The sequence below is a fragment of the Mesorhizobium sp. M2A.F.Ca.ET.042.01.1.1 genome, assembly GCF_003997405.1.
GTDB lineage: Bacteria > Pseudomonadota > Alphaproteobacteria > Rhizobiales > Rhizobiaceae > Mesorhizobium.
Genome location: NZ_RZRX01000275.1, coordinates 1 through 7,858, shown reverse-complemented (window position 1 = coordinate 7,858; position 7,858 = coordinate 1). Strand labels below are relative to the sequence as shown.

The 7,858-nt window shown below is 62.8% G+C and carries 8 protein-coding genes and 1 pseudogene; 1 reads left to right on the top strand and 8 read right to left on the bottom strand.

The genetic code is table 11. The features are described 5' to 3' along the window. The 4 genes from EOA23_RS28955 to EOA23_RS28940 all read right to left on the bottom strand — a co-directional run. The coding region (locus EOA23_RS28955; RefSeq protein ID WP_145966507.1) for a transglutaminase family protein at positions 1–636 on the bottom strand (636 nt) is incomplete at its 3' end. 21 nt (positions 637–657) lie between these two features. Then, complete coding sequence (locus EOA23_RS28950; protein ID WP_126060701.1) at positions 658–1,599, bottom strand: alpha-E domain-containing protein; 942 nt, start codon at positions 1,597–1,599, stop codon at positions 658–660. Positions 1,600–1,731: 132 nt separating this feature from the next. Next, positions 1,732–3,144 carry a circularly permuted type 2 ATP-grasp protein gene (locus EOA23_RS28945; protein ID WP_189341742.1) on the bottom strand — a complete coding sequence of 471 codons (1,413 nt, stop codon included), beginning with the start codon at positions 3,142–3,144 and terminating at the stop codon, positions 1,732–1,734. A 168-nt stretch (positions 3,145–3,312) separates the two neighbouring features. Then, on the bottom strand, positions 3,313–3,549 hold the full coding sequence (locus EOA23_RS28940; RefSeq protein ID WP_027166286.1) for an Lrp/AsnC family transcriptional regulator: 237 nt from the start codon (positions 3,547–3,549) through the stop codon (positions 3,313–3,315). A 212-nt stretch (positions 3,550–3,761) separates the two neighbouring features. Here EOA23_RS28940 and EOA23_RS28935 point away from each other — a divergent pair. Further along, positions 3,762–4,180, top strand: a pseudogene (locus EOA23_RS28935) (DUF4864 domain-containing protein). 314 nt (positions 4,181–4,494) lie between these two features. Here the strand turns inward: EOA23_RS28935 and EOA23_RS28930 are convergent. From EOA23_RS28930 to EOA23_RS28915, 4 genes are all read right to left on the bottom strand, one after another. After that, positions 4,495–5,565: a hypothetical protein gene (locus tag EOA23_RS28930; RefSeq protein ID WP_127306660.1), complete on the bottom strand. Its 1,071-nt coding sequence runs from the start codon at positions 5,563–5,565 to the stop codon at positions 4,495–4,497. 441 nt (positions 5,566–6,006) lie between these two features. Further along, complete coding sequence (gene tgt, locus EOA23_RS28925) at positions 6,007–7,137, bottom strand: tRNA guanosine(34) transglycosylase Tgt (RefSeq protein WP_127306659.1); 1,131 nt, start codon at positions 7,135–7,137, stop codon at positions 6,007–6,009. Further along, positions 7,130–7,399, bottom strand: coding sequence for a hypothetical protein (locus EOA23_RS28920; RefSeq protein WP_127306658.1), 270 nt, complete (start codon positions 7,397–7,399; stop codon positions 7,130–7,132). Before EOA23_RS28920 ends, tgt begins: the two co-directional genes overlap by 8 nt. Further along, positions 7,389–7,858: S-adenosylmethionine:tRNA ribosyltransferase-isomerase (locus tag EOA23_RS28915; RefSeq protein ID WP_189341741.1), on the bottom strand; the 470-nt coding region annotated here is incomplete at its 5' end. The genes EOA23_RS28920 and EOA23_RS28915, both read right to left, overlap by 11 nt.

The window sequence follows — 7,858 nt, the reverse complement described above, 5'->3', positions numbered from 1 at the left end:
CAGCCCCACGACATAGGCCTCGGCCCAGGCATGGCTGGCGGCCTGCTCGACGGCGGCATCCATCATCAGATAGCCGCTGATATAGCGGGCCGGAAAGCCAAGCGCGACGGCCGCGGCGATGAAGATATGGCTGTGGTCCTGGCAGACGCCGGATTTGAGCGCCAGGGCCTCTTCGGCCGGCGTCACGACGCTGGTCGCGCCTGGCTCGTAGGCGACGCGTTCGCGGATCGCGCCCATCAGCGCGTGGAGCCGCTCGATTTCCGTCCCCTGCCCGACCTTGCCGGCCAGTTCACGAATACCGTCGCCGGCGGCGGTGAGCGGCGTCTGCTGCGCGAACAGCCAGAGCGGCGCGTAGCCTTGATGCGGGCCCGTCACGCCCGCCGTGTCATGCGTCGTCACCTCTCCCTGCGCCTCGACGACGATGGCGGTGTGGCCGCTCTCAGCGCTCACCAGCCGCGTGTCGTTACCGAAATGATCGGTAAAGCGCACCTCCTCGCGTGCGCCTTCGACCTTGATCACCCAGGAGCCGACGGTCTGCGTACGCCCGCTCAGGGGCAGCAGGCGCAGCCGCTGCAGCAGATATTGCACCGGCGCATCGTAGCGGTACTCGGTGCGATGGGTGATCTTGAGCCGCATGACGCCCGCCCTCAGCCCCGCTCAATGGAACCGGTAATCCTGGGCGATCTCGTCGCCCAGCCTGGTGTTGTCGCGAATGAACTCGGCCAGGAACTCGTGCAGGCCGTGATCGAATATGTCCTTGATCGAGCCTCGTCTGAGCAGCGCCTGAATCTTCTCGGCCGTGGCGTGGCAGGCATGGCGCTCGCCATAGTCGTCGGCGAGGAATTTCAGGTGCTCGCCGAGGAAGCGATAGCAGAAGGTCAGCGAGCGCGGCATGCGCACATTGAGGATCAGATAGTCAGCAATATTCGTCGGCTTGTAGTCGGCCTCATAAACCCAGCGATAGGAGCGGTGCGCCGACACCGAGCGCAGGATTGACTCCCACTGGTAATTGTCCAGCGTCGAGCCGACCCAGGACAGCGAAGGCAACAGCACATAATACTTCACGTCGAGGATGCGCGCCGTGTTGTCGGCGCGTTCGACATAGGTGCCGAGCTGCGAGAAATCGAAGATTTCGTTGCGCAGCATCGTGCCGTAGAACGAGCCGCGGATCAGCGCCGTCTCGCGCTTGATGGCATCGAGCACCGTCGGCAGGTCGCGCTCGTCGATCGGCCTCGCCAGCATGCGCTTCAGCGACATCCACGCTTCGTTGATGCTTTCCCAGGTCTCGCGCGTCAGCGCCGTTCGCACCATGCGGGCATTGTTGCGTGCCGTCTCGATCGACGACATCGTGCTCGACGGGTTCGAGGTGTCGCGCAGCAGGAAGTCGGAGACGTTGGCGGCGGTATAGTCCTGGTATTTCTGCGAGAACGCATAGTCGGAGCCGGCGCTGAGCAGCACCGAATTCCATTCCTCCGAGGCGTTCTGCGTGCGTGTTAGCGCCATACGCAGGCCGGCATCGACGAGGCGCGCCATGTTTTCGGCCCGCTCTATATAGCGGTTCATCCAGTAGAGACCGTTTGCGGTGCGGCCGAGAAGCATGTGGATTTGCCTAGTGAATGGTGAATAGTGAATGGTGAATAGTGAGTAGTACCCAGCAACACTTCGTCATTGCCATCCTCTCGTAACCAGGCATCCGACCATTCACCATTTTACCATTCACCATTCACCGCTCTAGTCGTCGAGTACCCACGTATCCTTGGTGCCGCCGCCTTGTGAGGAATTGACCACCAGAGAACCCTCTTTGAGGGCAACACGCGTTAGCCCACCCGGCACGATCTGGATTCGGTCCGAGACCAGCACGTAAGGCCGAAGATCGACATGGCGCGGCGACAGGCCCTTTTCGGTCAGGATCGGACAGGTCGACAGCGCCAGCGTCGGCTGGGCGATGTAGTTCGAGGGCTTCGCCTGCAGCTTCTTGGCGAACTCCTGGCATTCCTTCTTGGTCGCGGCCGGGCCGACCAGCATGCCGTAGCCGCCGGAGCCGTGCACTTCCTTGATCACCAGCTCGCTGATGTGCTCGAGCACATATTTGAGGCTGTCCGGCTCCGAGCAGCGCCAGGTCGGGATGTTGCCGAGAATGGCCTTGCGGCCGGTGTAGAACTCGACGATCTCCGGCATGTAGGAATAAATCGCCTTGTCGTCGGCGATGCCGGTGCCGGGCGCGTTGGCGATGGTGATGTTGCCGGCGCGGTAGACATCCATGATGCCCGGCACGCCGAGCGCGGAGTCCGGGCGGAAAGTCAGCGGATCGAGGAATGCGTCGTCGACGCGCCGATAGAGTACATCGATCTGCTTGTAGCCCTCGGTCGTGCGCATCGCGACATGGCCGTCAACGACCCGCAGATCCTGCCCCTCCACCAGTTGCACGCCCATCTGGTCGGCGAGGAAGGCATGCTCGAAATAGGCCGAGTTGTAGGAGCCCGGCGTCAGCACCGCGATGGTCGGCGCGCCCTTGGCGCTTTGCGGTTTGACCGCTGCCAGCGACTGGCGCAGCAGCTGCGGATAGTTCTCGACCGGCCGCACCTTGATCTTCTGGAACAGCTCCGGAAAGAGCTGCATCATCGTCTCGCGGTTCTCCAGCATATAGGAGACGCCCGACGGCGTGCGGGCATTGTCCTCCAGCACGTAGAACTCGTTCTCGGATATGCGCACGATGTCGACACCGATGATATGGGTGTAGACACCGGCAGGCGGCTTCACCCCGATCATCTCGGGCAGGAAGGCCTCGTTCCTGGCGACGAGATCCCTCGGCACGCGACCGGCCCGCAGAATCTCCTGGCGGTGATAGATGTCGTCGAGAAAGGCGTTCAGCGCCTGCACACGCTGCTCGATGCCTTGCGTCAGCCGGCGCCATTCGTGGCCGGAGAGGATGCGCGGCACGATGTCGAAAGGGATCAGCCGCTCGGAAGCTTCCTGCTCGCCATAGACGGCAAAGGTGATACCGGTCTTGCGGAAGACGCGCTCGGCGTCCTGCATTTTCTGGGTAAGCCTGGCCGGGTCCTGCTCCTTCAGCCAGCGATCGTAAGCCTCATAAGGTCTTCTCAATCCGGAAACTTCCGGAAGCATTTCGTCAAACGCTGCCAATCGCGTACTCCCCTCTGAGACCATTTCACTGGCCTAGCCGGAGAAAATCAAGCGCAATCGATGATTTAGAAAGCCGTGACGGCCACTCTATGCAAATTGCCTAAATTTAAGGCACAGGCGGCAAGGTCGGGTCAGCCCCTGCTTGCCGACGGAGCATCGCCCGACCGGTCAAAACGCCCGGAAGGTCACGATGGTGAAGGTGTCCTTGATTCCGGGCAGGATCTGTACCCGCTCGTTAACGAAGTGACCGACGTCTTCCTCGTCGTCGACGTAGAATTTGGCGAGCAGGTCGTAATTGCCGGCGGTCGAGTAGATCTCGGAGGCGATCTCGGCATCGGCAAGCGCGCTGGCGACCTCATAAGCCTTGCCCAGATCGCATTTAATCTGCACGAAAAATGCCTTCATTGCCCGGTCCTGCCGCCTGCATCGTGAATAAGCGGCCCTTGTGGCAGACTGCCGCCCGGCTTTCAAGCTTCACGCGCCGCGCAGCTCAAAGAGTGGCTGATCCCGCCTCCCGGCGCTGAAATGGCGAAATCTTCGCAGCTCGGTGAAACCACGCCATGCCGCAATGCGTATGTTAGATTGCGTTCGCCAGGCGATTTACCGGGAGGCAGCCCATGCGCCGCGCATTGTTCGCGTTAGCTCTTGTTCCAATGCTGATGACCTCGTTTGCCTTTGCCGGCGATGCGGAGGTCAAAGCTGCGCAGACGGTCATCGACAGCCAGCTGAAGGCCTTCATCGCCAATGACGGCGCCACCGCGTATAGTTTCGCCGCGCCCAATGTGAAGCAGATCTTTCCGACCTCGACACCTTCATGAACATGGTGACCAACGGCTATGCGCCGGTGCGAAAGCCCCAATCCTATTCCTTCGGCAGGGCCGAGCAGACCGGGCCCGGCTCGATCGTCCAGCAGGTGCTGATCGTCGGGCCGGACGGCAAGGATTACGAGGCGGTCTATACGCTGCAGCAGCAGGCGGACGGCAGTTTCAAGATCACCGGCTGCAGCCTGCGCGCCTCGGCCTCGGTCAGCACCTGAGCAATTCCGGAAGGGCGCGCGACGGCCGGAATTTTGCCGGAGCTCCTCTCAATCCCGGCGCTGATACAATGTCCAGGCCAGGCCCGAAAGACCCCTGCTCGTCGAGGCGTCGACACGCTCGTCGGCCGACCAGCACGGCCTCGACATATTGCGGCTGCCGGTCGATAGGCCTCTCGAGGATCAGCCAGGCCGGACGCTCGTCGCATATTTCGTCTACGGAGACAAACGATGCCTGGCGCCCAAGGCGTTTGGCAAACTAATCGACGGTCATCACGGTCCGGAATTTCTGGTTGGTGGCGTAATTCGCCGCGCCGTCACGCGTCATTCTGTCGACCATCGCTGCGTAGGACCCCCGCCCATATTCGTAGAATGGCATCAGAAGCGTCGTCGTGCCTGCGAGGATTGCCACTGTCGTGACCGCCGCGCACAGACGGTACTTGCCACCCGCGGCGAAACCGCGCCCAAGCAGCTCCCCCGCCCACAGCAGCATCAATGTTGCGGGGACGAGGAAGTAACGCTGGAATTCGGCATTGGGCAATCGTGCCGTTGCCATGACGATGGGCAGTCCGACGATCGCGATGACATAAAGGCTGGCCCGCCGGTCGCGCCATATGGCGGCACTGACGCAGACGAGCTCGCAGGCGGCAGCGATGCAGGGCCAGTCGCCGATCCAATCCGGCACGCCAAACAGACAGCGGATCATTCCGCCAGAATGGCAAGGCACCACCGATCCTGAAGCCAAACAGCAGCTTGCCAATGAGCATGCAGGCGGCTAGCGGCAGCACAGCCAGGAAGGCCGGCGCGAAAATCTGGCCGAGATCCACATTGACCCGCTCGAAGCTGCCTGTGCGGCGCCAGATGAGCCAGGCGGTCCAGGCTACAAGGACAGCAACGGTTTCCACCATGATGAGATGCGACAGAAAGCCGAGGAGGACGACCGCTGCGAATGCGATGCCCGAACCCTTTCCGTCGAGCCGGCGCTCGAGGAACAAAACGGCAAGAAGCGAGAACAAGACCAGGCCGGCATAGCCTCTCGCTTCCGAGCCGTAGTGAACCATCGGATAGCTGATGGCGAACAGCCGGCTTGTGACGACAGCGGCCCACCGGCCTCGAGCAGCCGCCGCCGCGGCAAAGACTGCGCCGACGCCAAGCGCTATCGACAGCCCGCGCTGAAGCAGTGGCGTAGCATCGGCGCCGACCAGGTAGAGGTAGATCGAATTGAGGAAATGATTGTTGTCGTGATTTATGCGCCAGAATATCTGGTCGATCGAGGTGAGCGGCTCAAGCAGCGCCAGGTTCCAGATCTCGTCGACCCAGAGGTCGCCACGCGCGCCGAGCACCCGCAGGACGAGGCCGGCCACCCCGATGACCGCGACGGCCAGCAATACCGCTCCAGTCCATTGTTGGACGGCGGCTGCAGGCTCGCGGGAGGTGCTAGCACGGTTGGTTTGGTGCCTCGCCCAACACCGAGGCTTGTCCCGAGACGAGCAAGGTCTGCGCCTTCGCCTGAAATCATCCCGGCAATCTGTATATTCGCAGTCGTTTCAAAATAGTTCGCACATGCTCAAGCAGAGGCCGCGGCCACTTAGAGACCGTTTCGAAATTCGCTCCGGCGAGTCATATGGTGGTGGTTTCCGGAGCGCAGCGGACATTCAGCTCCGCGAGCGTGCGCATGACCCCGAAAATCGAAATCGATTTTCGGAAAGGATCATGCGCCAAGTAAAATTGCCGCAGCGTCCTTTGCGCGTCCAAGAGGACGCGCGGCGCTGCGGAAGCGCAGAAAACGCCGCCAGATGGCCGCCGGAGTAGAATTTCCAAACGGTGTCTTAGCGGGCAGGAATATCGCCCCTCGCCCAGCCTTCGGCGATCTCGGCGGCGCGCGCTTCAAAAGCCTGCGCCTCGATGGCTGCCCGGATGTCCTGCATCAGCTTCTGATAATAGGACAGGTTGTTCCAGGTCAGCAGCATGGCGCCGAGCGCTTCCTGCGAGCGCACCAGGTGATGCAGATAGGCGCGCGAATAGTCGCGCGCCGCCGGGCAATCGCTTTCCTCGTCGAGCGGCCGCGGATCGTCGGCGTGGCGGGCATTCCTGAGATTGACCTTGCCGCGGCGCGTATAGGCGAGGCCATGGCGGCCGGCGCGCGTCGGCATCACGCAGTCGAACATGTCGATGCCGCGCGCCACCGATTTCAATATATCGTCGGGCGTGCCGACGCCCATCAGGTAGCGTGGTCTGTCGGCCGGCAGCTCCGGGCAGGTGATGTCGAGCATCTCCAGCATCACTTGCTGAGGCTCGCCGACAGCCAGCCCGCCGACGGCATAGCCTTTGAGGTCCATCGCCTTCAGCGCCTGCGCCGAACGCACGCGCATCGGCGCGCTGTCGCCGCCCTGGACGATGCCGAACATCGCCTTGCCCGGCTGGTCGCCGAATGCCGCCTTGCATCGCTCGGCCCAGCGCAGCGACAATTCCATGGCGCGCTCGATCTCCTTGGGCTTGGCCGGAAGTGCCGTGCACTCGTCAAGCTGCATCTGGATGTCGGAATCGAGCAGTCCCTGGATCTCGATCGACCGCTCCGGCGACATTTCGTAAGGCGCGCCGTCGATATGCGAGCGGAAGGTGACGCCCTGTTCGGTCAGTTTACGGAGCTTCGACAGCGACATGACCTGGAAGCCGCCGCTGTCGGTCAGGATCGGATGCGGCCAGCGCGCAAACTCGTGCAGGCCGCCAAGCCGGGCGACGCGCTCGGCGCCGGGCCGCAGCATCAGATGATAGGTGTTGCCCAAAATGATGTCGGCGCCGACGCCGCGCACCTGGTCCATATACATAGCCTTGACGGTGCCGCCGGTGCCGACCGGCATGAAGGCCGGCGTGCGGATTTCGCCGCGCGGCATCGAGACAAGACCGCGCCTGGCCCTGCCGTCGCTGGCAAGCACCTTGAAGGAAAAAGTCTCAGCCATTGAATTCCTTGTCGTGCACCGGCGCGTCGGGCGCCTGCTCGTCGAGCGACTGCCGGTAGCGGATGCAGCCGCGCATGAATTTCGGCCATGGCGGCACGGCGATCGACGGCTCGGTCTTTTCTGGCAAAAGGTCCCAGAGGTCGGGATGGTGCCAGCACAGATCATGCCCGGTCGTGTCGCGATGCGCGCGGATGCCGGCGCGCAGCTTTCTCACTTCCGCGAGCAGCCTGTCGCGGTCCATGCCGTCGAGATCATCGTCCATCGCTCGTCTCCGCTCGGTAAAGCAGGCTGGCGTCGCCATAGGAGTAGAACCTGTAGCGGTTCTCGATGGCATGCGCATAGGCCGAGCGCATCGTCTCCAGCCCGCTGAAGGCCGAGACCAGCATGAACAGCGTCGAGCGCGGCAGATGGAAATTGGTCATCAGCATGTCGGCTGTGCGGAAGCGATAGCCGGGCGTGATGAAGATGTCAGTCGGTCCGGACCAGGGCTCTATCCTGCCGTCCGCGCGAGCCGCGCTCTCCAAAAGCCGCAGCGATGTCGTGCCGACGCAGATGATCCGCCCTCCCCACGCCCTGGCCGCGTTGAGCGCCGCCGCCGTCTCGGCACTTACCGAGCCGGTCTCCGCATGCATCTTGTGGCCGGCCGTGTCGTCGGCCTTCACCGGCAGGAAGGTGCCGGCGCCGACATGCAGCGTGACGAAATGGCGCTCAATGCCCTGGG

Bases quoted from the DNA above. Each gene is read 5' to 3' on its own strand.
- EOA23_RS28950 (WP_126060701.1), bottom strand. From the start codon at position 1,599: ATGCTTCTCGGCCGCACCGCAAACGGTCTCTACTGGATGAACCGCTAT.
- EOA23_RS28940 (WP_027166286.1), bottom strand. From the start codon at position 3,549: ATGAAGGCATTTTTCGTGCAGATTAAATGCGATCTGGGCAAGGCTTAT.
- tgt (WP_127306659.1), bottom strand. From the start codon at position 7,137: ATGGCTGAGACTTTTTCCTTCAAGGTGCTTGCCAGCGACGGCAGGGCC.
- EOA23_RS28920 (WP_127306658.1), bottom strand. From the start codon at position 7,399: ATGGACGATGATCTCGACGGCATGGACCGCGACAGGCTGCTCGCGGAA.